Annotated in this window: 15 protein-coding genes; 5 read left to right on the top strand and 10 right to left on the bottom strand. The window is 63.3% G+C overall.

Features of this window, described 5'->3' with window-relative positions; all coding sequences use genetic code 11:
* Positions 1–14 precede the first annotated feature (14 nt).
* Both pbpC and IPF76_RS05850 read left to right on the top strand, forming a co-directional pair.
* Entirely contained in the window at positions 15–2174 is a 2160-nt protein-coding gene (gene pbpC, locus IPF76_RS05855) for a penicillin-binding protein 1C (protein ID WP_293840840.1), read from the top strand.
* A gap of 102 nt (positions 2175–2276) precedes the next feature.
* Positions 2277–3839 carry an amino acid permease gene (locus IPF76_RS05850; protein WP_293840838.1) on the top strand — a complete coding sequence of 521 codons (1563 nt, stop codon included), beginning with the start codon at positions 2277–2279 and terminating at the stop codon, positions 3837–3839.
* Between the two features lie 61 nt (positions 3840–3900).
* On the opposite strand, the gene IPF76_RS05845 is transcribed toward IPF76_RS05850, so the two are convergent.
* From IPF76_RS05845 to IPF76_RS05830, 4 genes are all read right to left on the bottom strand, one after another.
* On the bottom strand, positions 3901–5145 hold the full coding sequence (locus IPF76_RS05845; protein ID WP_293840835.1) for a multidrug effflux MFS transporter: 1245 nt from the start codon (positions 5143–5145) through the stop codon (positions 3901–3903).
* 120 nt (positions 5146–5265) lie between these two features.
* The gene (locus IPF76_RS05840; protein WP_293840832.1) at positions 5266–5565 is read right to left on the bottom strand and encodes a hypothetical protein; all 300 of its coding nucleotides are present in this window, start codon (positions 5563–5565) and stop codon (positions 5266–5268) included.
* A 26-nt stretch (positions 5566–5591) separates the two neighbouring features.
* The gene (locus IPF76_RS05835; protein WP_293840829.1) at positions 5592–8477 is read right to left on the bottom strand and encodes a pitrilysin family protein; all 2886 of its coding nucleotides are present in this window, start codon (positions 8475–8477) and stop codon (positions 5592–5594) included.
* A gap of 100 nt (positions 8478–8577) precedes the next feature.
* Positions 8578–10734 carry an acylase gene (locus IPF76_RS05830; RefSeq protein WP_293840826.1) on the bottom strand — a complete coding sequence of 719 codons (2157 nt, stop codon included), beginning with the start codon at positions 10732–10734 and terminating at the stop codon, positions 8578–8580.
* 144 nt (positions 10735–10878) lie between these two features.
* On the opposite strand from IPF76_RS05830, the gene IPF76_RS05825 reads away from it, so the two are divergent.
* Both IPF76_RS05825 and clpB read left to right on the top strand, forming a co-directional pair.
* Positions 10879–12453: a leucyl aminopeptidase gene (locus IPF76_RS05825; protein WP_293840824.1), complete on the top strand. Its 1575-nt coding sequence runs from the start codon at positions 10879–10881 to the stop codon at positions 12451–12453.
* Between the two features lie 164 nt (positions 12454–12617).
* Complete coding sequence (clpB, locus tag IPF76_RS05820; protein WP_293840821.1) at positions 12618–15197, top strand: ATP-dependent chaperone ClpB; 2580 nt, start codon at positions 12618–12620, stop codon at positions 15195–15197.
* Between the two features lie 34 nt (positions 15198–15231).
* Here the strand turns inward: clpB and IPF76_RS05815 are convergent, their stop codons facing one another.
* From IPF76_RS05815 to IPF76_RS05800, 4 genes are read right to left on the bottom strand one after another with little or no spacing between them, the layout of a single operon-like run.
* A complete protein-coding gene (locus IPF76_RS05815) occupies positions 15232–15837 on the bottom strand; it encodes an aspartyl/asparaginyl beta-hydroxylase domain-containing protein (protein ID WP_293840818.1) in 606 nt (201 codons plus the stop codon).
* A gap of 23 nt (positions 15838–15860) precedes the next feature.
* Entirely contained in the window at positions 15861–16484 is a 624-nt protein-coding gene (locus tag IPF76_RS05810; RefSeq protein ID WP_293840815.1) for a sulfotransferase family 2 domain-containing protein, read from the bottom strand.
* Positions 16485–16489: 5 nt separating this feature from the next.
* Positions 16490–17443 (bottom strand): aspartyl/asparaginyl beta-hydroxylase domain-containing protein, encoded by a 954-nt coding sequence (locus IPF76_RS05805; protein WP_293840812.1) that lies wholly within the window; start codon positions 17441–17443, stop codon positions 16490–16492.
* Between the two features lie 4 nt (positions 17444–17447).
* Positions 17448–17711, bottom strand: a complete 264-nt coding sequence (locus tag IPF76_RS05800) for a hypothetical protein (protein ID WP_293840809.1) — start codon at positions 17709–17711, stop codon at positions 17448–17450.
* A gap of 113 nt (positions 17712–17824) precedes the next feature.
* Between IPF76_RS05800 and IPF76_RS05795 the strand changes: the two genes are divergently transcribed.
* Positions 17825–18559 carry a 2OG-Fe(II) oxygenase family protein gene (locus IPF76_RS05795; protein ID WP_293840806.1) on the top strand — a complete coding sequence of 245 codons (735 nt, stop codon included), beginning with the start codon at positions 17825–17827 and terminating at the stop codon, positions 18557–18559.
* Here IPF76_RS05795 and IPF76_RS05790 read toward each other — a convergent pair.
* Positions 18544–20532 (bottom strand): tetratricopeptide repeat-containing sulfotransferase family protein, encoded by a 1989-nt coding sequence (locus tag IPF76_RS05790; RefSeq protein WP_293840803.1) that lies wholly within the window; start codon positions 20530–20532, stop codon positions 18544–18546. The genes IPF76_RS05795 and IPF76_RS05790 overlap by 16 nt on opposite strands.
* A gap of 68 nt (positions 20533–20600) precedes the next feature.
* A complete protein-coding gene (locus IPF76_RS05785; RefSeq protein ID WP_293840801.1) occupies positions 20601–23642 on the bottom strand; it encodes a TonB-dependent receptor in 3042 nt (1013 codons plus the stop codon).
* Positions 23643–23738: the final 96 nt, after the last annotated feature.

Raw genomic sequence — 23738 nt, 5'->3', positions numbered from 1 at the left:
GTCACAAGTTCAGCATGACGAAGATAGGAGGAGACGGGGCTAGCGTTCCCCGCAAACGCCGCTGGCCCCACATCCTCGCCTGGCTCGCCCTCAGCGCGCTCATCCTCAGCACCGCCGTCCACCTCGCCACCAAGCCGCCACCGATGCCCGCCTACGCTGCCGTCCGAGGCGACTGGCAGCCCAGCGAAGCCTGGCTTTACGACCGTGACGGCCAATTGCTCGACAGCGAGCGCATCAATTTCGAACGCCGCCGCCTCGCCTGGGTGCCGCTGAACGCCATCAGCCCCGCCGTCCGCACCGCCGTCGTGCAAAGCGAGGATCGGCGCTTCTGGTCGCACGGCGGTGTCGACTGGCTCGCGACCGCCAGCGCGATCCGCGCGCGCTGGACGGGCGACCGCTCGCGCGGCGCCTCGACCCTCGCGATGCAACTCGCCGCGTTCCTCGACCCCAGTCTTGCGCAACCCGGCAGGCGCGACTGGCGAACCAAGCTGCGCCAGATGCGCGCAGCGCAAGCGCTCGCGGCCCGATGGTCGCATCCTCAAATGCTCGAGGCGTACTTCAACCTCGTTCCCCTTCGCGGCGAAGCGCAGGGGATCGGTGCGGGCGCGCGCGCGCTGTTCGGCAAGCGCCCTGCCGACATGACCCGCACCGACGCGGCCTTGTTCGCCGGCCTGCTCCCCAATCCCACCGCGGGCGCCGAGGCGCTTGGTCGCCGCGCCTGCCGCGTCGCCCAAACCCGCGACTGCACCGCGATCCGCGCCGCCGCCGCAACCCTCGTCTCGGGCGAGCGCGCCGCGCAGCTCGACCCTGCGCTCGCGCCGCATCTTGCCGTCCGCTTGCTCGACAAACCCGGCAAGCGCGTCACCACCACGATCGACCGCCGCATCCAGACGGCCGCGATCGTCGCGCTGCGCCGCCAACTCGCCGGGCTCGGCTCCGACCGCGTGCGCGACGGCGCCGTCGTGGTGCTCGACAATGCCAGCGGCGAGGTACTCGCCTATGTCGGCGGCGTCGGGCTCAAATCGACCGCCGCGTCGGTCGATGGTGCCAATGCGCGGCGGCAGGCCGGATCGACGCTCAAACCGCATCTTTACGCGCAGGTGATCGAACATGGCTGGCTCACCGCCGCCTCGATCCTCGACGACAGCCCGGTCCAGCTCGACACCGCCTCGGGGCTCTATGTCCCCAAAAACTACGATCACAGCTTCAAAGGCCCGGTCAGCGTCCGCCACGCGCTCGCCAGCTCGCTCAACGTCCCCGCGGTCCGCGCCCTCGTCATCGACGACGTCCAGCAATTTCGCGACCGCCTCTGGGCGCTCGGCTATCATGGCCTCGTCGAGGACGGCGAATACTACGGCTTCAGTCTGGCGCTCGGATCGGCCGAAGTTTCACTCGTCGAACAAGCCAATGCCTTCAGAACCTTTGCCAATATGGGAAAGTGGTCACCCGTCACATTCGACGCCGCGCTGCACCTTCGTGAACTTCCGCCGCGCCAGATCGTGGGACCTGCCGCCGCCTTCATCGTCGGCGACATCCTCGCCGACGCCTCCGCCCGCACCGACGCCTTCGGCGCCGACAGCGCACTCCGCCTCCCTTTCTGGGCGGCCGCCAAAACCGGCACCTCGAAAGGCATGCGCGACAACTGGTGCATCGGCTGGTCCGACCGCTTCACCGTCGCCGTCTGGGTTGGCAACCTTGAGGGCGATTCGATGCGCGCCGTCTCGGGCACCTCGGGCGCCGCCCCCATCTGGCGCGACGTGATGCTTGCGCTGCATGCGGGCAGCCCAGGCAAATCGCCGAAGATGCCGGGCGGCGTCGAGGCGCGCCAGATTGCCCTCCCCGGCACCCGCGAACCGCCGCGCCGCGAATATTTCCTCCGCGGCACCGCGCAGACCGAAATGGCGGCGGCACCGCAGGCCGCGCGCCGCCCGCGCATCACCAGCCCGGTCAGCGGCAGCGTCTACGCGCTCGACCCCGACATCCCGATCGATCGCCAGCGGCTGGCGGTGACCGTCAGCGGTTCGGTCGCTGGCTACCGGCTGCTCCTCGACAAAAAACCCCTCGGCGACGCCGACGCCGGACAGCAGATTTTGCCGCGCCCGGGCGGGCATATGCTAGCACTGGTCGACCCCGGCGGGCGGATGATCGACAGGGTGCGCTTTACGGTGCGATAAACCGCCTGCCTTGGCCCTGAAATTAAGTTGCGCTGACGCGCGGAGCGGCTAGTCTGCGCAGCCTGGAGACGGACGGCATCAGCCGCCACAAGGGGACAATATATGCTACTTGACCGGGTAAAACCGTTAGATGCCATTTTGGCGACAGCGAAGAAGAAATCGCTCCACAGAACTTTGGGCGCCTTCCAGCTGACGCTGTTCGGTATCGGTTGTGTGATCGGGACCGGCATCTTCGTGCTGACCGCCGCCGGCGCACAAAAGGCCGGGCCTGGCCTGATGCTCGCATTTGCGATCGCAGGCCTGATCTGTATCGTCGCGGCGCTGTGCTACGCCGAAATCGCCGCGATGATCCCGGTCGCCGGCTCTGCTTATACCTATACCTACGCGACGATGGGCGAAGTGCTTGCCTGGACCGTCGGCTGGGCGCTTGTCCTCGAATATGCGGTGGCCGCCTCCGCTGTTTCGGTCGGGTGGTCCGGCTATTTCACCGGCACGATATTGAATGAGTTTCTGGGCGTACAATTGCCCGCTTTCTTGTCGGGTGCGCCACTCGCGCTGGGCGGCGTCGAAGGCGGCTTCATTAACTTGCCCGCTGTTTTCATCGCAATGCTCATGACTTGGCTGCTGATGATCGGCACCACCGAAAGCGCCCGCGTCAACGCCGTGCTGGTTTTGATCAAGGTCACTGCGCTCACCGCGTTCATCGTCCTGACCCTGCCCAGCGACCAGTTTTCGAGTGACAAGTTCAACCCCTTCCTGCCTGCCGGGGTCTTCGGCGGTTTTGGTTCGGGCTTGGGCGCAGTCGGCGCCGCGGCAACGATCTTCTTCGCTTATGTCGGCTTCGACGCGGTCTCGACCGCGGCCGAGGAAACCAAGAATCCGCAGCGCAACGTGCCGATCGGGCTGATCGGCTCACTGCTCTTCTGCACTGTCTTCTATATCCTCGTCGCGGCCGGTGCTGTCGGCACCGTTGGCGGTCAACCGATCATGGGTCCGAATGGTATTCCGTTTCCGGCCGGGTCTGAAGAACTGGCGCGTCAGTGCGCAACCTATGCCGCGGACACCCTACCCCTTGTCTGCTCGAACGAAGCGCTGGCCCATGTGCTGCGCCAGATCGGTTGGTCGGGGGTCGGCAACATGCTCGGCATTGCCGCCTTCGTGGCGCTGCCGTCGGTCATCCTTATCCTACTGTTTGGCCAGACCCGGGTCGCTTTTGTGATGAGCCGCGACGGTCTGCTACCCGAATCTTGGAGCAAGGTGCATCCCAAGTGGAAGACCCCGCATGTGATCACCGCGATCACGGGTGTGGCCGTCGCTTTTGCAGCTGCGTTCCTGCCGGTCGGCAAGCTCGCCGACATCGCCAATGCCGGCACGCTCTATGCGTTTATGATGGTCGCCATTGCAGTGATGATCCTGCGCAAAACGGCGCCCAACACGCCGCGCGCGTTCAAGACACCGGCGTTGTGGCTGATCGGTCCGCTCACGATCGCGGGCACTGTGTTCCTGTTCCTGAATTTGCCATTCGAGGCCATGATCGTGCTCCCCGTCTGGGGCGCTGTCGGGCTGGCAATCTACTTCCTCTACAGCCGCAGTCGCAGCCATCTGGGCCGCGGCATCGTCGAAGTGCATGAGGATGATCTGGAGCCGCACGCCCCGATCAACTGACGCAGAGTGTCACGAACTTAAGGGCCGTCCCGGCAATTCGTCGGGGCGGCCTTTTCGTTTGTCAGAACGGCGTTTTGGGCGCGGTCCCGGGCCGGGTGAACAGCTTGCCGCGCTCGGCCCAGAACACCAACGCCAGGCCGACCACTGCGCTGATCAGAAACGCGCAGGCGAGCGGTAGTGTCGAGCCATCATATTGCTGGCCGATCAGCGCGCCGACGACCGCTGCCAGCAAGGTCTTGGCAAAGCTCTGGTAGGAAGAGGCGACCCCGGCCATATGGCCGAAATCCTCCATCGCGATCGAGCCGAAATTGCTGCCGATAAAACCGATCAGGCCGACATTGACCATCATCAACGCGGTGAACATCCACAGGGTCTCGGCGCCGCTCAACGCCGCGACAATCTGCGCGATCGAACTCGCCATGAACGCAAAGACTGCGGTCTGCGACACCCGCCGCGCGCCGAAACGCTCGACGATAGCGGCGTTCGAGAAATTGGCGATCGCGATCCCGACCGCGACGCAGGCGAAGATGAGCGGGAACCAGCTCTGCGCCCCAAACACTTCGTCGATGATCTGCTCGCTGCTGTTGAGATAGCCATAGAGCGCGCCCTGCATCATCCCCGACGCGATCATGTAACCCGCTGCGCGCCGATGGCGCGTCACCGTCGCCCAGCCGCTCACCATCGTCCGCCAGTCGAGCGGTCGAACATCGCCGGGGACGAGCGTTTCGGGCAGGCGGCGGAGCCAGCCGATCATGACGAGCCCCATCACCGCGAGCACGATGAAGATCGAACGCCAGCCCGCGACAGCCGCGACCCCGGCGCCAATCGTCGGCGCAATGATCGGCACGATCATGAACACGAGGAAGATCAGCGACAACCGCTTCGCCATCGCATCGCCTGCGAACAGGTCGCGGATCACTGCGACGACGATCACGCCAAGCGCGGCGCTGACCAGACCGTGACCAAAGCGCAGCGCGAGCAGCATCGAAAAGCTGGTCGCCAGTCCGCAGCCAATCGAAAAGGCGACATAGGCGAAAAGCGCCGGGACGAGCACGCCCTTGCGTCCGAAACGGTCGGCGAGCGGGCCGTAAATCAACGAGCCGAAGCCGATACCAAGCAGATAGAGTGAAATGACATATTGCCGGTCGTTGGCGACAAGAACGCCAAGACCTTTGCCAATCGCAGGCAGCGCGGGCAGCATCGCGTCGATGGCGAGCGCGTTGAGCGCCATCACCATCGCCATCATGACCACCATTTCGCGTTCACCCGGCAGGGTCCGCTTGGGGGGTGGGGCCGGGTTGTGCATCGCAGCAGCCTATGCCCTCAAGCCGCCGTTTTGAACACCCCCAAGGCAAAAAGCATTGCTATGCAACGCAAAAGGGCCGTCCCTCGCGGAACGGCCCTACACGGTTTTCTGACGAAAGGGTCAGCCCTGACGGGTGCCCGTCATCGCCATCGATCCGAACGCACCGGCCTTGATCGTGCCGGTAAGCGCGTCGCCGTCGATCGTCGCTTCGCATTCGAGCGTCATCGGCATCGGCACCTTCATGTTCATCGTCCAGGTCAGCTTGTTGCCATCGACCTTGCCGTTCTCGACATCGAGCGCGCCCATGGCGCCGGCATTCTGACCGCTGAAGCTGTCGCCGTCGCTCGTGACGGTGAACACCGATTTCTGATCGCCCATCGGCGACTTGGTAATGCAATCATAGCTGCCATCTACGGACATCGAAGCTCTCCTTACTGAAATCAATGTTAATTAATTGGAGTCGCTGTTTCAACCGTCAAACCCAATCCGTCAAGCTGCGGTTTGACGACCGCCGCGTCGCCGACCACGACATAGACCAGATCGTCGGTGCTCAGTGCCTTGCGCGCCGCAGCATCGATTTCAGCGGCAGTCATCGCTTCATAGGTGGCGGGCAGCGTTTCGTAATAATTGTCTGGGCGCGAGAATTTGACGATATTGCGCAGCCCGGCCAGCACATCGGCCGAGGTTTCGAAACTGCCCGGCAATTCGCGGACGCTGCCGTTGATGGTGCGCTCGAGCTCCTCCTTCGTCACGCCCTTGTCGGCGAGAAAGCCCTTCAGGTCCTTCTGCAATTCCTTGATCGAATCGCCGGTTCGATCGGCCTGCACCGGCGCCACCGCGACCCAGCTCAGCCGGTCGGTTTCCCCCGAAATGCGGCTGCGCACGCCATAGGACCAGCCCTTCGTCTCGCGCAAATTGGTGTTGAAGCGCGACAGAAAGTTGCCGCCGAAAATGTCGTTGGCCGAGCGCAGCACTTCGAGCTCGTCGCCGCCCTTGGCTTCGAGCACCTTGCCCGCGAGGATCACCGATTGCGGCGATTTGGGGCGATCGAAGAACAGAATGCGCGGCTTGGGTGCCGGGATCGCGATGTCGAAATTCTTGACCGGTTTCGCCGTCTTCGGCACCTTCCACTGGCCCAGCGTCGCATCGAGCTGTTTCTTCACCTCGGCCAGCGTCGTGTCGCCGACGACGAAGACCCGGGCATTGTCGGGACGGATCCACGCAGCGTGGAAGGCCGCCAGCTGGTCGCGCGTCGCCGCGGTCACAGCCTTGGCATCGCCCAGCCCCGACGGCGGAATACCGTAGGGATGGTCGGCGCCATAGAGCATCGGCGCCATCAGGCGCGACGCGATGGCGTTCGGATTGTTGAGTTCGGCCTTCAGCCGGTTGAGCTGCTGCGCGCGAACGCGTTCGAGTTCCTTGGCATCGAACGCCGGGTTGCGGATATAGTCGGCGAGCAGCGACAGCGAGGCGCCAAGATTGGGCTTGAGCGCGAACAGGCTGAACACCGTTTCGTCGGCATTGGCGGTCGCATCGATCTGCGCACCGAGACGTTCCTTCGCTTCGGCAAAGGCGATCGAATTGAGGCTCGTGGTGCCTTCGTCCATCAGGCTGAGCATGAGCGACTGAGTGCCGAGTGCACTGTGCGGATCGGCGGCATAGCCCGCATCGAAGCTGACCGCGACATTGACCGTCGGCACCGTCGTGCGGCGGGCGAACACCACTTCGACGCCATTTTTGAGCTTGGTGCGCTCGATCGCGGGGAAATCGAGCGCGGTGAGGTCGGCAACCGCGGGCAATTGCGAGCGATCGGCAATCGATGCGGCGCTGCCGATGCCCGTGTCGGGACCGAAGTCGCCGAGCGCCGGGTTCCAGTAACGGTCGGGCACAACCGCTTCGGTCGTCTTGCCCGCCGTCACCGCACCCCCGCGGTTCTCGCCGCCTTCGGTGCGTTCACCGGGGGTATAGGTCAGCGAGAAGGCCGGGCGCGACATCCATTTGCGCGCGACTGCGGTGACCTGCGCGGGGGTCGATTTCGCCATCCGGTCTAGCTCGACCTTGTAATAAGCGGGATCGTTCGAATAGAGCGCGCCCTCGGCCAGCGTCACCGCCTTCCCGCCAAAGCCGCCGACCGATTCGAGCCCGGCGATGGTGCCGCCCAGATAGCTCGCTGCGGCGCGTTGCAGTTCGTCAGCGGTCGGCCCGGTCTCCAGGAATTTGGCGATTTCTTCGTCGAGCTTCTTGCCGACCGCTGCAACGTCGGTGCCCGGCTTCACATCAGCCTGAATGATCAGAATGCCGGCATCTTCAAAGGTCTGGGCAAAGGCGGCAACGCTCACCGCGACGGGGTCGGTGCGAACCATCGCATTGTCCAGCCGCGACGACGACAGTCCGCCGAGGACCGCGGTCGCCATCTGCAGCGGCACGCCGTCGGCATCGTTTAGCCCGGGGATCGCCCACATGCGATAGATGCGCGGGGTCGGGATCAGATCCTTGACCTCTTTCGCCAGCGGCGCGGGCAAGGTCGGGACGGTGGTTTGGGGCGCGGTGATGGCGGGGCCGCGCGGGATGTCGCCGAACCACGCCTGCACCTTGGCCTTGGCGGTCGCAACGTCGACGTCGCCCGCCAGTACCAGCACCGCATTGTTCGGGCCGTAATTGTCACTGAACCACTTCTTGACGTCATCGAGGCTCGCCGAATTGAGGTCGGCCATCGAACCGATGGTGCTGTGGTGATAGGCGTGCCCGGTCGGGAAGAGATTTTCGAAGATTTCGTAACGCAGCAGCCCATACGGGTTGTTGTCGCCCTGACGCTTTTCGTTCTGGACGACGCCGCGCTGGTTATCGAGCTTTTCCTGCGTCACCGCGCCGAGCAGATGCCCCATGCGGTCGCTTTCGAGGAACAGCGCGCGGTCGAGCGCGCCGGTCGGCACGGTCTCGAAATAATTGGTACGGTCAACATTCGTCGTGCCGTTGCTGTCGGTCGCGCCGACCTGTTGCAGCGGCTCGAAGAAATCGCCGGGTGAGTTTTCCGACCCGTTGAACATCAGATGTTCGAACAGATGGGCAAAGCCCGTCTTGCCTTTCGGCTCATGCTTCGACCCGACGCGGTACCACACCGACACCGCGACGACCGGCGCCTTGCGATCCTCGTGCACGATCACGCGCAACCCGTTGTCGAGCGTGAAGGCTTCGTAGGGAATATCGATTGCCTTCACCAGATCGGCGATCGGGGCGGGATTGAAGGCTTTGGCTTTGGCGAGCGCAGGACCGGCGGCGACTAGCGACGTGGTCACCGCCAGAGCGAGGGCGAAACGATGGAAACGGGGCATGGACATCCTCTTGGACAGAGTGGCAGACGCGAGCGGGCCTGCATGAAATCGGGTGCCGGACGGCACTGTATCAACGGTTTAGGACAGGCATTGACGGCTTTCAAGGCCGATAGAAGCGCGCCCCGCTTGCTTTCAGCGCCGCCGGGTCGAACAGTACCGGTTTCAGCTGGTGGCGCACGAACAACGGCGCCTGATCGTTGTAATGCGGACTTTCGGGACGCGTCGTGGCCGAACCGAACGGCTGGATCGATTCCGATCGCACCGCGCCCTGCTTGTCCCAAGTGACGAACATGATGAAGCTGTCGCCGTGGCGCACCTTCAACCGCCCATCGGGTTCGGCATCCCACAGGGTCGACGCGCGCACCGTATCGTTGCCGCCGTCGAGCGGCAGGTCGATCCGATAAGCGCCTTCGCCATGGCGCAGCCGCAGCACCGTACCAAGTTTCGGGTCCAGTCCGCCAAAATGGTCTTGCAGATGCGCCGCTGCCTCGGCCAGCACGGTGCGCGGGTCGGGTCCGGCTCGCCGCTGGTAATGGCTGCCGTTCGCTGGGCGCAGCACCATCAGCGCCAGCGCATCGCCCTTGCCCTTGCCGTCGAGGTTCCAGTCCCAGCGACGGAGCAAATTCTGCGCCTCGACCAGCGCCGGATCATCCTTGAGGTTCAGCGACAGCAAGCGATCGATCCAGGCCTTGGCGTAACCTGTTTTCGCATAGGCGGTGTCATATTTGATCGCCTTCAACCGCGCCTCGTCGATCTGGCTCGATGCTTCGAACAGATCGATCAGCCGCGTCGCGCGGTTGGTCATGTCGTCCTCGACCCCCAGCAGCGGTGAGAAAGCCGCTGCGTCGAGCTCGTCACCCGGGCCGGCCGCGACCCACGGCGTGTTGTTCGCGTTCATCACATAGCCCGAGCGCGGATTGACCAGCGCTGGCGCACGATCGAACGGTAGCGTCTGGGTCCATAGCGCGGCCGAATTATCGCCCGGCAGCACGCCGCGCCAGTTGAAGCCATCGGGCCGGTCGGGGAACATCGCATTGTAGAACAGGCCAATATTGCCCTTCGCATCGGCGTAGATAAAATTGGTCGCGGGCACCCCCTGTCCCGCCATCGCGGCACGCCATTCGGCGAAATCCTTCGCCTTGTTCAGCCGGTAATATTGCGTGACCATCGCCGACTGATCGATCCCCGCGTAACGGATCGCGAAGGCGCCCTTGGCATTCTTCACCACCGGGCCATGGACCGATCGATAGATGGTGCGCGGGACGGGCAGCACGAACGGGCCGAACTTTACCTTCAACCAGACGCGCTTTTCCTCGAGCGGGCGCCACGCGCCATCGTAGCGATATTTCTCGCCGCTCTCGTCAAGCACCAGCTTGTACACGTCGATCAGGTCCGGCCGGTTTACCGTGTTGGTCCAGCCGAGATATTTGTTGTGACCGAGGAAGGGATAGGGCGAGCCGGGGAAATTGGCGCCCGCAAAATCCCAGCCCTCTTCGCTATGGACGACGAGTTCGTACCAGGCGACGCCGCCGGTCCACGGCTGGTGTGAGTTTGACACGAGCCGGGTCGCGCCATCGGTCGAGCGCGCCGGCGCGACCGCCATGCCATTCGACCCGTTGGCGGCCGGATCGCTGCCCACCGGGGTGTCGGCGCGCGGGACGATCTTGCCCGACGCGTCGAGCGCTGGGCCGCCCTCGCGGTTCAGTGGCTTGCCCTCGACCAGCGATCCGAGCACCGAATCGAGCCCAAAGAAAAAGGGTGAGCGCAGCACGAAACCCGCGACAACATCCTCGCCGGTCACCGGGAACAAGCCCGACAGTCGCACCTCGCTGGGATGCTTGTCGGCATAATGGTTGAGCCCCGCCGCATAGGCGGTGAACAGCGCCCTCACATCGGCGGGCAGCCGCGGCCAGTCGCGCGCCGTCGTCGTGCGCACATCAAGCAGCGCCGCGGCATAATCAATCTTCGCGCCATCCTCGCCCAACATTGCGCCGGCGCGACCGCGCGTCATCGCCAGCACTTCCTGCAAGGTCGCAAAATCATCCTCGGCATGGGCGTAGGCGACGCCATAAGCGACATCGGCGTCGGTCTTGCCAAAGATATGCGGCACCCCGAACTTGTCGCGCGCGATGCGAACGTCGGTCGGCTTGAAAACCGTCGCTTCGGGCGCTTCGGCCGTCAGCGGCTCCCACAGCGCCAGCGACGCGGCGGTGACGACGAGCAACAGCAGAAATCCCAGCAAAATCCGTCGCAGCATCTCTGGTCCTCTTCGTGCGCCCGATTCGCGCCTGTCTGACCGCCATGTCGTCCGATGGCAAGCGACTGTCGTTCGTCGAGCCGAATTTGCGATCGGCCGCAGCGCGGCTATGCTTGGTGTCATTGTTCAAACGGGGAATTTTCCATGTATCGCAAAAGCCTGCTTCTTGCCGCCTGCCTGTCGTTCGCCTTCGTGCCGCCCGCGTTTGCGCAGACGGTGACCGGGTCGGGCGTCATCCCGACGGCCGCCACCAACAGCGCCGAGCGCGCGATCGGCTTTGCCACCAGCGCCGCCGTGAATGGTGCGCTCGTTATCGTGCTGACCGACGCGACGCTGCCGCCGCTCGATGGCGTCGCGCTCGGCGCCGCCGAGCGTCAGGCGATAACCGCGGCGATTGCCGCGGCGACCTTCGATGGCAAAGCCGGATCGACGCTGTCACTGCGCGGAATCGGCGCCCATTCGCGCATCCTGCTCGTCGGCACCGGCCCGATGCCGACCTCCCTCGCGCTCGCCGAAGCGGGCGGCAAGGCGGCGCAGGAGCTGAAGAGCGAGGCGCAGCCGGTGACGATCGCCGGGGCGTTCGGCGATGCATCGGCCGCCGACGTCGCTTATGGTTTCGCGCTCGGCCAATATCGCTTCGACCGTTACAAGACTTCCGACAAAAAGACGCCCCCGACCGGCGCCGTCACCGTCGTTGGCGCGAATCCTGCGGTCGCCGAAGCCGCATTCACGTCGCGCTGGAAACCGCTTGCCGAGGGTGTCCGCCTGTCGCGCGATCTCGCCAACGAACCCGCGAACGTCATCTATCCCGAAAGCTTCGTCGCCCGGGTGCGCGAAGCGTTCGCCGGAACCGCCGGGGTCAGCATCGAAGTGCTCGACGAGGCCGCGATGCGCAAATTGAACATGGGGACGCTCGTCGGCGTCGGTCAGGGCAGCCCGCGCGGATCGCGGCTGATGCTCGTGCGCTATCGCGGCGCGAACGCCCCCGCGGCACCGATGGCTTTTGTTGGCAAGGGCATCACCTTCGATTCGGGCGGAATTTCGCTCAAACCCGGCGCGGGCATGTGGGACATGAAGGGCGATATGTCGGGCGCCGCCTCGGTCATGGGGGCGGTGCTGTCGCTCGCCAGGTCGCGCGCATCAGCGCATGTCGTCGGGGTCGCGGCGCTCGCCGAAAATATGCCCGACGGTAACGCTCAGCGCCCCGGCGATGTCACCCGAACGATGTCGGGCAAGACGATCGAGATGCTCAACAGCGACGCCGAGGGGCGCCTCGTCCTTGCCGACGCCAATGAATATGTCGCGCAGGCGTACAAGCCCCGCGCGATCGTAAATATCGCGACGCTCACCGGTGCCATCGTCGGCGCGCTCGACGATCAATATGCCGGGCTGTTCGCCCGCGATGAGACGCTGGCCGCCAACCTGCTTGCCGCCGGGAAGGTCAGCGGTGAGGAATTGTGGCGGATGCCGCTGCACAAAAACTACGCCGAAAAGATCAAGTCGGACATCGCCGACATCCGCAACATCGCACCCAGCCAGGGACCGGGCGCCAGCATCGGCGCGCATGTTATCGGCTATTTCGTCGACGAAGCGACGCCATGGGCGCATCTCGATATCGCCGGGGTGAACCAGGCGGACAAGGCGACATCGCTGGTTCCCAAAGGGATGACGGGCTTTGGTGTGCGGCTGCTCGATCAACTGGCGCGCAGCGGGGAGTAGCGATCTCGAATCCCGTTCGTGTCGAGCCAAGTCGAGACGCCCAACACCGACGCCTGTACGACGGGCGCCTCGACGTTGCTTGATGCGAACGGAGAACTGCCCACACCCCCTTGTGTTGCCAAATAGCAACACTATCTTGCAAGTCGAGAAAGGGGATTTCCACGATGAACCTCGAAAAATTCACCGACCGCGCGAAGGGCTTCCTGCAAGCCGCGCAGACGATCGCGATCCGCATGAACCATCAGCGGATTTCGCCCGAGCATATTGCCAAGGCATTGCTCGAAGACAGCGAAGGCATGGCGGCGGGGCTTATCGCCAAGAGCGGCGGCGACGCGCCGCGCGCGGTCGCGGGCATCGACGCGCTGCTCGCCAAGGTGCCCGCGGTGTCGGGATCGGGCGCGCAGGCCACCCCCGGCCTCGACAATGACGCGGTGCGGCTGCTCGACCAAGCCGAACAGGTCGCAACCAAGGCAGGCGACGGCTATGTCACCGTCGAACGGCTGCTCTTGGCGATGGTGCTGTCGAGCGCGACGCCGGTCGGCAAGGCGTTCGCCGACGCCGGGCTCAAGGCCGACGCGCTCAACGCTGCGATCAACGACCTGCGCGGCGGCCGCGCCGCCGACACCGCGAGCAGCGAAGACCGCTACGAAGCGCTTAAGAAATTCGCCCGCGACCTCACCGAAGTCGCGCGCGAAGGCAAACTTGACCCCGTTATCGGCCGCGACGAGGAAATCCGCCGTACCATCCAGATCCTTGCGCGCCGGACCAAGAACAATCCCGTCCTGATCGGCGAACCCGGGGTCGGCAAGACCGCGATTGCCGAGGGGCTGGCGCTGCGCATCGTCAATGGCGACGTCCCCGACAGCCTTAAGGACCGCCGCCTGCTCTCGCTCGACATGGGCTCGCTGATTGCGGGCGCCAAATATCGCGGCGAATTCGAGGAGCGGCTCAAGGGTGTGCTCGATGATGTGAAGGCCGCCGAAGGCGAGATCATCCTGTTCATCGACGAAATGCACACGCTGGTCGGCGCGGGCAAGGGCGAGGGCGCGATGGATGCGTCGAACCTGCTCAAACCCGCACTGGCGCGCGGCGAGCTCCATTGCATCGGCGCGACGACGCTCGACGAATATCGCAAGCATGTCGAGAAGGACCCGGCACTCCAGCGGCGCTTCCAGCCGGTGTTTGTCGGCGAGCCGACGGTTGAGGATTCGATCTCGATCCTGCGCGGGCTCAAGGAAAAATACGAGTTGCATCACGGCGTTCGGATCACGGACGGTGCAATCGTCGCCGCTGCGACCTTATCGAACCGCTATATCTCCGACCGATTTTTGCCCGACAAGGCGATCGACCTGATGGACGAGGCCGCGAGCCGCATCCGGATGGAGGTCGAATCGAAGCCCGAAGAGATCGAGACGCTCGACCGGCGGATCATCCAGATGAAGATCGAGGAGTCCGCGCTGTCGAAAGAAACCGACGCCGCGTCGAAAGACCGGCTGGCGACCTTGCGCGCCGAACTCGCGAACCTCGAACAGCAGTCGGCCGAAGTGACGCAGAAATGGCAGGCGGAAAAGGACAAGATCCACGCCGAGGCGAAGATCAAGGAAGAGCTCGACGCCGCGCGTTCAGCGCTCGACCAGGCGCAGCGCGCCGGCGATCTCGCCAAAGCGGGTGAGCTTTCCTACGGCACTATACCCGGCCTCGAAAAGCAGCTCGCAGACGCCGAGGCCGCCGCGGGCAATGCGATGCTGCGCGAAGAAGTCACCGCCGACGACATCGCCGCGGTCGTCAGCAAATGGACCGGCATCCCCGTCGACCGGATGCTGGCGGGCGAACGCGAGAAGCTGCTTGCGATGGAAAGCACGATCGCAAAGCAGGTGATCGGCCAGGATCACGCCGTCCATGCCGTCTCGACCGCCGTGCGTCGCTCGCGCGCGGGTCTGCAGGACCCGAACCGTCCGCTCGGCAGTTTCCTTTTCCTCGGCCCGACCGGGGTCGGAAAAACCGAACTGACCAAGGCGCTTGCGCGCTTTCTGTTCGACGACGACAATGCGATGGTCCGCATCGACATGTCCGAATTTATGGAAAAGCACAGCGTCGCGCGCCTCGTCGGCGCCCCCCCGGGCTATGTCGGCTATGAGGAAGGGGGCACGCTCACCGAAGCAGTGCGCCGCCGCCCCTATCAGGTCGTGCTGTTCGACGAGGTCGAAAAGGCGCACCCTGACGTGTTCAACCTGCTGCTGCAGGTGCTCGACGACGGGCGCCTGACCGACGGACAAGGCCGCACCGTCGATTTCACCAACACGCTGATCATCCTGACGTCAAATCTCGGCAGCCAGGCGATCGCCGCGCTGCCCGATGACGCGCCGGTCGAACAGGCTGAGCCTGCGGTGATGGAGATCGTGCGCGCGCATTTCCGCCCCGAGTTCCTCAACCGCCTCGACGAAATCGTGCTCTTCAACCGCCTCGCGCAGCAGCATATGGGCGGCATCGTCGATATCCAGGTCGCACGCGTGCAGAAACTGCTGACCGACCGCAAGGTCACGCTCGACCTGACCGACGCCGCCCGCGCGTGGCTGGGCCGGGTTGGCTATGATCCCGTCTATGGCGCAAGGCCGCTGAAGCGCGCGGTGCAGAAATATCTGCAGGATCCGCTTGCCGACCTGATCCTGAAAGGCGAAGTGAAGGACGGATCGACGATCAGGGTCGATGAGGGTGACGGCGCGTTGAAACTCGCGGCCGTATAATTGGAAAGGGCGGCCATCGTGCCGCCCTTATAGCTCAGGCAAGCTGCTGCGCCGCCAGCGCCGCCAGCCATTCAGGCTCCGGCTGTGCCGCGTCGTAATATTCGAAGATCAGATGGATGCGCGGGGTATCGCCGCGATTTTCCACCGCATGGACGCCCATGTTATTGACCTCGGCCGCCTCGCCTTCGGCAATATGATAGCTGTGGCCGTCAATGTGAAACTGCACCTGATCATTGGTCTGCAGCGGCACATGAATTTTATGGGGCCATTTGGCAGCGGGGTTGGCATCGCGGTGCGGCTGGATCACCCCGCCAACCGGCATTCGCGCCAGCATCACGCGCGGAAAAACCCCGTTCGTATAGCCGTAGTCCGCGGTCGCTGCGGTCAACACCGGTGCAAGCAGATCCTGCCACGCATGCCACAACGGACGGGCATAACCGCTCCGCCAATCGCGCATGTTGGCGACAAAACGGAAAACGATATGTGCCGTCGCGTCGAGCGCCTCGAAGCGGTTGGGCTTGTCGGCGTTTTCAGCCTGCCATAAGCTCTCGGGGATCGCGAGCACGGCCGCCTTCAACGCAGCGATATCGACCGAACCAAGCCGCCGGATGCTCGTTGTTTTGCGGGGATTGGGATACATGCTTGCTGCCTCGACTGATAAGGTCAGTAATCATAGCCGAAAAGTTCGAGATCGCGGGCATAGATTTTGGCGACGCCATCGATCAGTTCCTGATCATAATAGTCACGATAATCGCCCCGACGCGAACGATTGGCGTGATCGAGCGGCGACGTCGCAACGCCAATTTGCGCGCAGATTGCGTCATAATCTGACTGCATCGTCTCCACCTTGCCCAGCCGGTCGGCGAGCAGCCGGCCGTCCGTATCGGTCAGAAACAGATGTTGCGGCCGAAAAATGATATGCTGGAGCGGCGGCGCCGCGAACAGGAAATGGCGCATAACCCGTTTTGGATCGCGCGCGAAACTACCCTCGCGGCTCGTCGCAAAGGCGCAATAGGAAACGAAGCGGTCAAATGGATTGCGGACGAAGGCAAATTTGAAATAGTCCCCGAAAACGTCTTCGCCGAGGAAGGGGCGGATTTCTGCGAAGCTGATGTGCCCGTGACCCATCCGTGCGATTTCGGGGATCGGAAACTGCTTTTCGACGAAAAGCCGTGCCTGCTCCATGTCGCCCTCACCCAGATGATCGCGCAGGCCCTGGCGCACCGAATGCGTCCCAGTCTTGGGAATCGCGACAAAAATGAAACGGTGTTGATGCGATACGATCATGGTGTTCAGGCCGTGGCGGCGACGGGTGCGTTGCCGGGGGCGGCAATCATGAAAATCAGTTCGGCGAGCGCGCGATCGAGCGGCACGTCGTTGCCTGCCAAGAGGATGCGCTGCGCCTCCAGCCGCTGCAAATCACGCTGGACCTGCTCAATCAGGTGGCGGTAGGCGGCCAGCCCTGTGATATTGGTGCCATATTGCGCCCACAGCGCCCCCCATGCGTTTGCGAATTGCTCCAGCCGCGCGGCGATCGCCTCGCGCGCGGGCGCCGCGGCGCATTGCTGCAACAGAAAATCGATGTGGCAGCGAATTTCCCATACCGACATTATCGTCGGCAAATTGACCTGTTCATAAGCAAGTGCGGCCGTCCCGACCGACCCCGGCGCCACGCTTACCGGCGGCTGGCCGTCGCGGCCGAAACGCTTCGCATCGGCGATCATCGCCCACAATTTTTCGCCGCCGACCGTATCGAGCACCAGATGCACGCGCTTGGCGTCGCCATCGTTACGCACATTATGCATACAGAAGCTGTCGAACAGCCAGCATTCACCCGGCGCCATATGCACCGTTTCCTTGTCGCAACTGAAAGCGACCTTCGGGTTGGTAACGATGGGGATATGAATGCGGATATGGGTGCGCCAGTAATAGCCCACATCGACATGCTCGGGCACGATCGCACCCGGCGCGAGACCCATCAACCGGCTGCGCCCCCACACCGCGCCGAGATCGGCGAGAATTTCCATGATATAGGGGCATTGGCGCAGCGCGTCGGTCGGTGCCATCGGCCCCGCAAACCCGTTTGAAACCTGCCCCGCCGGGGTGATCAGCGGCACCGCGTCATTGCCCGGGATACGCCCCGGATGCGGCAGCCACGCCGATTGCGGGAGAGCCGCTGCCTCTTTTTCCAGGGTTGCAGAACAGTATCGCCGCGGCAGCTTAATGAGCGGCGCACCCAATTTCATGAAATCATTCCCGCCGAATTTCGACCTGGGGTCGGTTGACCGTTTCCGCCATGTCGCGCTTATGCTGCTCCGCCAGAGCATCCCACTGCGCGACGGTCTTGCAAATCTTGCTATAGAAACGCGTGCCGGTGCGCTGCGTGCGCTTGCAGATCATCTTGTCATTTGCTTCAACTGCAGGCGCGTCGGTGTCCGGCGAGCTTGCGTATCCCGGAGCGACAGGGATTGCAGACCCAGCAATCGCAATCGCCACCAATCGAATTCCGCGCATGACAGTTTTCCTCCGAACTCTTATCGCTTGGCCTGAACATATTCGCTTGCCTTGGTTCCGTCAAACGGGCTTGGCGGCTTAAGGCATTGCGGCGCAGTCAGTGGAATAATCGGATGCAACGGGATTATTGTCTGTCGGATCGTATCGATTGGGATGCGTTGAAGACCAAATTTGCATGCCGTCAGCGCGTCGAAATCGTGGATTTCCTGGCCGACGAACAAGCCAAGGCGCTACGCGCCGACCTGATGGCCCGGCACGACTGGCGGTTGGTGTTGAATGCCGGCGACAAGGTTTATGAGTTCACACGCGACGCATTCGCAGAGCTGGACGCGAAGCAACGCGACGACCTCAACCGCCTCGTCCTCAAGGCCGGTCGCCACGGCTTTCAATATCGGTACGAAGCGATCCGCGCGCCCGATGGCGGCGACGCTGACGGGCTCGATCCGTTGCACCGCTTCATCGCCCTCCTATCCGCCCCCGAAACACTCGAACGGCTAAACTATGTTCTCGGTACGACAACCGTGGCTTTCGCCGACGGGCAGGCAACCCGTTATGATGACGGCCATTTCCTGACCTGCCATGACGACGACGTCGCCGGGAAGAATCGGCACGCTGCCTATGTCTATTCGCTTGCACCCGCGTGGCGGGCCGAGTGGGGCGGCTTGCTCATGTTCCATGGCGCGGACGGCAACATAGAGGAAGCCTTCGTGCCAAGCATGGGGGCGCTTCGGCTTTTCGCGGTGCCGCAGCGCCATAGCGTCAGTTACGTCACGCCTTTTGCACGCGAACCGCGGCTGTCGATCACCGGCTGGCTTCGCGCTGGCGAGCCGGATCAATCGAAGCTGTAGCCATAACGCTCGACCCACGGCGCGAGGATTGGCAGTACTTCGCGCATCTGGGCTTCATAGCGTTTCCACCGGCCGCTGGCTGACGAATAGATGGGCTCCATTACCTGAGCGTAGCTGGGTGTGCGGATGAATCCGCGCGCCGCGGCGGTTTTTTGATGATCGAGCACCGCATCCTGCCATTCCAGACCCAAGAAGTCGAACAGGGGAAGCGTTGCCTTGCCGGGATCAGAAACCATCGCCTCATAGCGCAACATATGGATATCGATCGGAAACACGTCGCGACACGTCTCCCAATATTGAAAGATGCGGTCATAGGTGCGGCTGGCGTTGGCGAGGTCAAGAAAGCTCGCCATCGCTTCGGTCGGTTTAAAGTTCTGAATATAGCAGCTCAGGACCACATCGCATGGATGCCGCATCGCGAGGATGATCTTCGCATCGGGAAAAAGGCGGTGGATCAGCGGTACCCGGATCATCGACAGCGGGTTTTTGTCGATTACCAGGCTGCCCGGCGGCGGCGGCGATCTTTTATCGAGTTCGGTGAAATATTGCTGTCGCAGATTGGCGACCGCCGCGGCATCGAGCGTTCGGATCGCGTCCATATCGCCAAGTGATTTGGCGAGATTCTCGATGATGGGCAGTTCTTCAAGCACATGGGTGTCGCTGTGCCCCATCAGGATCGTATCGAGCAGCGTCGTGCCCGAGCGGGGAAAACCCACGAGGAAGGCCGGCGACGGGCGATCGGCAGGCGGCGGTGACGCCTGCCAGTCGGCAAACCATGCCGCTGTCGTCTGCGCATTGAGCGCCGCGATCGCCCGTTGATAGGCGCTGCGATCGACTCCCATGCCCATGGGGCTTTGCGCCTGCGCCGCGTTCATGTCCTCATAGAAGCGGATCGCATCGTCGGCGCGGCCCAGCCGGTCGGCGAGCTGGCCCGCGAACTGTGCCTTGATCGATGGATTGATCGCGGACGACTGGAGATCGCGCACCAGATCGAGCGCCGCCGCGCGGTCACCGTCGCGGCTGAGCAGAAGCGCGCGGAGATAGTCGAGCTCATCACCGGCCAGCCCAGCGCCAGTGGCGGCAGCGATCAGCGACCGCAGCTCGTCGGTGCGATTGGCCTTTTCGAGCAGGATGCCAAGGTTGAGATATCCGGGAATAAAGCGCGGATCCGCCTTGATTGCGAAGCGAAGCGCATTTTCGGCCTGCGCATTATTCTCGATATCCATCAGCGCGACCGCGATCGCGAGGAAGATTTTGGGATCGGACGAATCGAGGCGCGCCGCTTCGCCGAGCGCGCGCAACCCCGCCTCGACATGGTTGATGCTGGTCAATGTCCGACCGAGTTCGAGGAGCAGAGCCGGATCCTTTGGGGAGAGCAGAACCGCTTTTTCTAAAAGGAGGCATGCCTCCTCATAGCGATCCTTCGAGATCATGACGCGGCCCATATTCGTGTGCACCAGCGACGATTTCGGGTCGATCAGGCGCGCGTGCTGAAAGGCTTGGAGCGCGCCTTCAAGGTCGCCCGCTTCGTGCCGGGCATTGCCCAGATTGTTCCACGCGCTGAAATCCCGGGGATTGTCCGAAACGAGCTTCTCATAGGCCCAGCTCGCCTCGGTCGTTCGTCCCTGCGCCTTCAATATCTGCGCCTGCATGGCTTGAAGTTCGCTCGATCCGGCAAGGTCGCCCTCGGCACAGATGCGCGCGGCTTCGTCGGTATCGCCGAGGTCGAGCAGTGCGCGGGCAAGGTTGATCCGGTTGTCGCTGGTGTCCCCGCCGTTCGCGAGCGCGCGGCGCAGATAATCCGCGCCCTGGCGCAGGGCCCCGGTCTGGCAGGAAACGACGCCGAGCAGCTGGAGGACGGCGGGATTGGAGGGCTGAGCGCCGAGCGCTGCTTCACCCTGCACTTTCGCGGTGGCAAAATCGCCCTTGGCATAAGCCGCATAAGCGGCGCGCAGTCGGTCGGTTATGGTCATCGGCGCTGTCTATAAAAAAAGAGGGCGGGACACCAGTCCCGCCCTCCCTTGTTCAAGCTGGCTTGCGATCAGAAGCGGAGGCGTGCCGACACATAAGCGCGGCGACCGATGACGTCGTACAGCGACGGGTCGGTACCCGACTGAACGTTCGGCGAGTAGGTTTCCGGCTTGCGGTTGAACGCGTTGTTCAAACCGATGCGGAAGGTCAGTGCTTCGACTTCGGCCTGCATCGCAAAGTCGAAGTAGAAGACGCTGCCCGGACCCGTGAAGGTTTCGCCGATATACTGGCGAGCCGCACGGTTTTCCATCGCATCGATGAAGCGGATGCGGCTGTCGAAGCTCAGTTCACGCGTGATGTTGAACTTGGTGTTGAGCGTCGCCTTCCAGCGCGGGAAGCTCGTGCCGAGACCCGCACCGAAGTAGGAAGCCGTACCAGCATAATCCGTCTTCAGACCGCCGAGGCCGACGTTCTTGAAGTCGATCAGATAGTTGACGGCAAGGTTGAAGTTCAGCGCGCTGTCCTCGTTGATGAACTCGGTGGGCAGACGGTAGCCCAGCTGAACATCGACGCCCGACGTCTTGACCGACCCGGTGTTGACGAACTGGAAATAACCGTTCGCGTCACCGCCCAGCGATGCCGGGAGGTAGATACCCGTCATCGCGTCGCCCGAACGACCAATCGCGTCGCAATAGGGGCTGGCCCCGCTCAGCGACGGATTGATGTCATTGTAACCATAGCAGGAGGCGATGATTTCGTTGACGTCGGGGTTGAGGATCGTGTCCTCGATCTTGATGTTGTAATAATCGATCGAGCCCGTGAAGCCACCGGCCTGGAACACAGCACCAACGGTGAAGGTGTCCGATTTTTCCGGCTTAAGGTTGGGGTTGCCGGTCGTCGTGATGAACGCCTGGGCACCCGGTGACGGAACGAACGAGTTGACCGTACCCGCACCGACGCCGGTCGCGACGCAGAGCGCGGTTGCCTGCGCCCCGCCGCTCTGGCGGAAGTTCGAGTTGATCGAGCAGGGGTCGAAAATCTGCGGGAAGCTGCCGCCACCCGAGAAGAGTTCGCCGAAGTTCGGCGCACGGACCGAGTGCTGATAGCTTGCACGCAGGCGAACCTCGTCGATCGGGCTCCAGGTGACGGTGCCACCATAGGTCCAGTCGTTCGACGGCGCGCCGTTCACGCCATTCTGGATGTCGTTGAAATCGCTCTTCGAGTGACGAGCGGTCAGCGACAGTTCCAGCGTGTCCATGATCGGTGCACGAAGTTCGCCGAAGAAGTCGAGGAACGTGTTGGTGCCAAGGTCAGGCGTCGCGGTGTTGAAACCGGCGATCGGACCGAACAGCGAGCCCGGGTCGAAGGTGTATTTGAACTTGCGCTGTTCGACACCCAGGACGACGCCGAGCGGGCCGCCCGGCAGGTCGGTCAGCTCACCCGAGACATAAGCCTGGGCGACCTTCTGGGTGAAGACCGTCTTGGTCACGCCCACTTCGTCGACATAATCGACGCAGTCAGCCGAGAAGGGCTGGATGCCGAACGGATTGAAGCCACCGTCGCAGAGGCTCAGGCCGCCATCAGGCGCTTCGAGCAGTTCCTGGACGCGCTGGACGTTGACGTTGCCCGTCGCAGCCTGGTCGATCGTGGTTTCACCCCAGCTATAATAGGCTTCGTAGCGCCAGCCGGGCGCGAACTCGCCGCGCAGGCCAGCGAGACCCTGGATCACGCGGTTGTCGAGCTTCTGCTCGCGCAGGCCGGTGCCGAGGAAGCGGTAGCCGATACGGACGGCTTCGGCAGCGCCAGCACCTGCCACGTTCGCGTCGTCACCGGTACGCGTTGCGAGCAGCGCGGCCAGATCGGGCGAGATGAACGGGTTGGTAACCGGAACGATGAAGCCGGTAACGCGACCGCCAACCGAAACGAGCGGCGAGCGGGCATTGAGGCCCGAGGCAGCGGTGTTCGCCGGGTTGACGATGCCGGTGCTGACCGGCGTCGGTGCCAGCGCGGTCGACGAGCTGTAGTCGGTGTAACCACCCTGAACGAAGAAATCGAACGCCGGATTGATCTCGTAATTCGCCGTCAGGAACGCCGATTTGCGCTCGAGCGGGAGGACGAGAATGTTCACGATGTCGAAGTTGTAGCTGTAGAAGTCCGGGAAGAAGTTCAGGTTCGGGTTCGCCGGCGAATCGAGACCGTAACGGAAGTTCGCCACGTCGAGCGGATTGTTGAACGAGCCGCGGCCGAACAGCGAGCCGTCCGAGTTGAACGCCAGCTGGCTGACGCTCGGGGTCTGCGCCGCCGAGACGCCATAGCCGGCGAACAGCGCGTTGACCGATGCCTGGCTGATCGAGTTGGCGCCGCTATTGACGAACGAACCCGTCGGGAACGAACCGGTGGTCGAGGTCGCCTGCGATGCGAAATCGCGCTGCGCCTTGATCAGGCCCTGACGCTTCGAATATTCGGCCGAGAAGGCGATGTTGCCCTTGCCGTCGGCGAAGTTGCCGCCGATGATGCCGCTGAACTGATACTCGCGTGCATCGGTCCTGGGAAGCGAGTTGGAATAGGATGCGCGAAGATCGATGCCTTCGAAATTGTCCTTGAGGATCAGGTTGACCACGCCGGCGATGGCGTCGGCACCATAAGCCGCGCCGGCGCCGCCGGTGACGATTTCGATGCGCTCGATCAGGCCCTGCGGAATGGTGTTCAAATCGACCGTCTGGTTCGACGCCGACACCATCGGGCGGCGGCCGTTGATCAGGACAAGGTTGCGGTTTGCACCAAGTCCACGAAGATCGATGTTCGACTGGCCGCCGTTGCCGGGGTTGTTCGAGGTGGTCGTGCCGGCCGGATTGACCTGCGGCAGCGTGTTCAGGAAGGTGTCGAGCGTGACGTCGGCGTTTTCGACTGTCTGCTCACCGCTGACCACGGCCACCGGGCTGTTCGAATCAAGGTTCGGACGCGCGATGCGCGAACCGGTCACGATGATCGTCGCTTCACCGTCGTCGGCGGCGCCGGCTTCCTGCGCATAGGCAGGAGCCGAAGCCAGGGCGACGCTCAATACGAGCGGCGCAGCGCTTAGCTTCAGCTTGGAATATTGGGTTTTCTTCACAGTGCAGTCCCTTGCTACTGATGGATTGAATTACCCGAGCCCCTGACGCAGCAGCACACAGCCGACGCGCAAACACCCTGATAGCGTGCGGAATGA

Origin of the sequence: Sphingopyxis sp., from assembly GCF_016704835.1 — a bacterium.
In the GTDB taxonomy this organism is placed as follows: domain Bacteria; phylum Pseudomonadota; class Alphaproteobacteria; order Sphingomonadales; family Sphingomonadaceae; genus Sphingopyxis.
This window is presented reverse-complemented; position numbering and strand designations above follow the sequence as displayed.

Coding starts and splice junctions, on each gene's coding strand:
- pbpC (WP_293840840.1), top strand. CDS start 15: ATGACGAAGATAGGAGGAGACGGGGCTAGCGTTCCCCGCAAACGCCGC.
- IPF76_RS05850 (WP_293840838.1), top strand. CDS start 2,277: ATGCTACTTGACCGGGTAAAACCGTTAGATGCCATTTTGGCGACAGCG.
- IPF76_RS05845 (WP_293840835.1), bottom strand. CDS start 5,145: ATGCACAACCCGGCCCCACCCCCCAAGCGGACCCTGCCGGGTGAACGC.
- IPF76_RS05840 (WP_293840832.1), bottom strand. CDS start 5,565: ATGTCCGTAGATGGCAGCTATGATTGCATTACCAAGTCGCCGATGGGC.
- IPF76_RS05835 (WP_293840829.1), bottom strand. CDS start 8,477: ATGCCCCGTTTCCATCGTTTCGCCCTCGCTCTGGCGGTGACCACGTCG.
- IPF76_RS05830 (WP_293840826.1), bottom strand. CDS start 10,734: ATGCTGCGACGGATTTTGCTGGGATTTCTGCTGTTGCTCGTCGTCACC.
- IPF76_RS05825 (WP_293840824.1), top strand. CDS start 10,879: ATGTATCGCAAAAGCCTGCTTCTTGCCGCCTGCCTGTCGTTCGCCTTC.
- clpB (WP_293840821.1), top strand. CDS start 12,618: ATGAACCTCGAAAAATTCACCGACCGCGCGAAGGGCTTCCTGCAAGCC.
- IPF76_RS05815 (WP_293840818.1), bottom strand. CDS start 15,837: ATGTATCCCAATCCCCGCAAAACAACGAGCATCCGGCGGCTTGGTTCG.
- IPF76_RS05810 (WP_293840815.1), bottom strand. CDS start 16,484: ATGATCGTATCGCATCAACACCGTTTCATTTTTGTCGCGATTCCCAAG.
- IPF76_RS05805 (WP_293840812.1), bottom strand. CDS start 17,443: ATGAAATTGGGTGCGCCGCTCATTAAGCTGCCGCGGCGATACTGTTCT.
- IPF76_RS05800 (WP_293840809.1), bottom strand. CDS start 17,711: ATGCGCGGAATTCGATTGGTGGCGATTGCGATTGCTGGGTCTGCAATC.
- IPF76_RS05795 (WP_293840806.1), top strand. CDS start 17,825: ATGCAACGGGATTATTGTCTGTCGGATCGTATCGATTGGGATGCGTTG.
- IPF76_RS05790 (WP_293840803.1), bottom strand. CDS start 20,532: ATGACCATAACCGACCGACTGCGCGCCGCTTATGCGGCTTATGCCAAG.